2 protein-coding genes are annotated in these 1,689 nt (G+C 70.6%); both read right to left on the bottom strand.

All coding sequences use genetic code 11. The features are described from left to right. The coding region (locus AC1DZ6_RS24755; RefSeq protein WP_477099749.1) for a class II aldolase/adducin family protein at positions 1-747 on the bottom strand (747 nt) is incomplete at its 3' end. A gap of 10 nt (positions 748-757) precedes the next feature. Further along, the coding region (locus AC1DZ6_RS24750; protein WP_477099748.1) for a D-isomer specific 2-hydroxyacid dehydrogenase family protein at positions 758-1,689 on the bottom strand (932 nt) is incomplete at its 5' end.

The raw sequence follows: 1,689 nt of genomic DNA, 5'->3' as shown, positions 1-1,689 counted from the left end.
GTGCTTGGCCACCTGCGGCGGCATCGGCTTGGTCGGGCCGGCGGCCTCGGCCAGCAGCTGGGTCTGGCAGGCGTTTTCCAGCGCCAGGTAGCGCCAGACGGCGGCCTCGACCGACTGGCCGACGGTCAGGATGCCGTGGTTCTGCAGGATCACCGCCTTCTTCGGCCCCAGGGCGCGGGCGATCTTCTGGCCCTCGCTGGCGTCCAGCACCACGCCGGAGAACTCCTCGAACAGGGCGTGGTCGTCGTAGAAGGCGGCCGAGTCCTGGGTCAGGGGATCCAGCAGCCGGCCCAGGGCCGACCAGGCCTTGCCGTACAGCGAGTGCGAATGGGCGGCGGCGACCACGTCGGGCCGCGCCTCGTGCAGTTGGGAGTGAATGGCGAAGGCGGCGCGGTTCAGTCGGGCTGGGACCTTGGCCGGCGGCTGGACGATCTCACCGGCATGGCTGACCAGCATCAGGTCCGAGACCTTGATCCGCGAGAAATGCACGCCGAASGGATTGACCCAAAAGTGGTCGGTCAGCTCCGGGTCGCGGGCGGTGATGTGGCCCGCGCCGCCCATGTCGAAGCCATAACGGCCGAACAGGCGGTACGAGGCGGCCAGCCGCTGCTTGCGATAGAGCCGCTCTTGCTCGTGGGTCGGCTGGACGGGCAGGACCTTGGAGCCGAACTCCGGCAGCACGGTCTCGATCTTGGCGGGGTGGGGACCCTGGGTGTTGAAGGCTCGGGCCGGGCTGATGGCGGTCATGCGGTGTCTCTCAATAGCCGCGCGACAGGTCGACGACGTCGGCCAGGGGCGCGCCGGACCGGAAGCGGATCAGGTTCGCGGCGAAGCGGGTCGCCAGGTTGATGCGGGTGTCGGGCGTGTGGACCGAGGTGTGCGGCGACAGCCGGACCTTGGGGTGGCTGTAGAAGGGATGGCCTTCCGGCAGCGGTTCGGGATGGGTGACGTCGAGGCTGGCGCGGGCGACGCGGCCGTCGTCCAAGGCTTCGAGCAGGGCCTCGTCGTCGATCAGAGCGCCGCGGGCGATGTTGATCAGGTGCAGGCCGGGCTTGGCGGCGGCCAGCACTTCGCGGCCGATCAGGCGCTGGGTCTCGGGTGTCGCGGGGGCCGCCAGCACGACATGGTCGCTGCGGGCGAACAGGGTCTTCAGATCGGCCACGCGCTCGACGCCCGGGGTCGGGATCGGCTTGTCGGAACGGCGGGTGGCGATGACGTTCAGGCCCAGGGCCTGGGCGCGCGGGGCCAGGGCCTCGCCGATCGCTCCGAAGCCGACCAGGCCCAGAGTGGTGCCGGCGATCAGCTTCAGCGGCTGGGGCGCCCAGCGTTCCGCCTTGTCGATCCAGATGTCGGGCAGGCGCTTGGCGTCGGCCAGAATGGCGGCCAGGGCGAATTCGGCGAGGGCGACGGCGGAAGAGCCGCGCGCCGAGGTCACCACCGGGCCGTCGAACAGCCAATCGGGATAGAAGTCGATGCCGACCGAGACCAGCTGCACCCACTGGACGTCATAGGGCCAGCCGGCCGGAGCCTTGGCCGGCAGCACGCCGCCGGCCTTGCGGAACGGCGCGGCGACCAGGACCTTGGCGTCGTCGGGCAGGGGCGCGTGCAGGCCGGGCGGCACGGCGATGATCTCGGCGTCGCCGACATGCTGGGCGAAGACGTTGTTGAACAGCTCGGGCAGTTGGCTGG

The organism is Caulobacter sp. P1_B12_2, assembly GCF_056406675.1.
The sequence above is the reverse complement of the archived record's forward strand: the minus strand, read 5'-3'. Positions and strand labels throughout refer to the sequence as shown.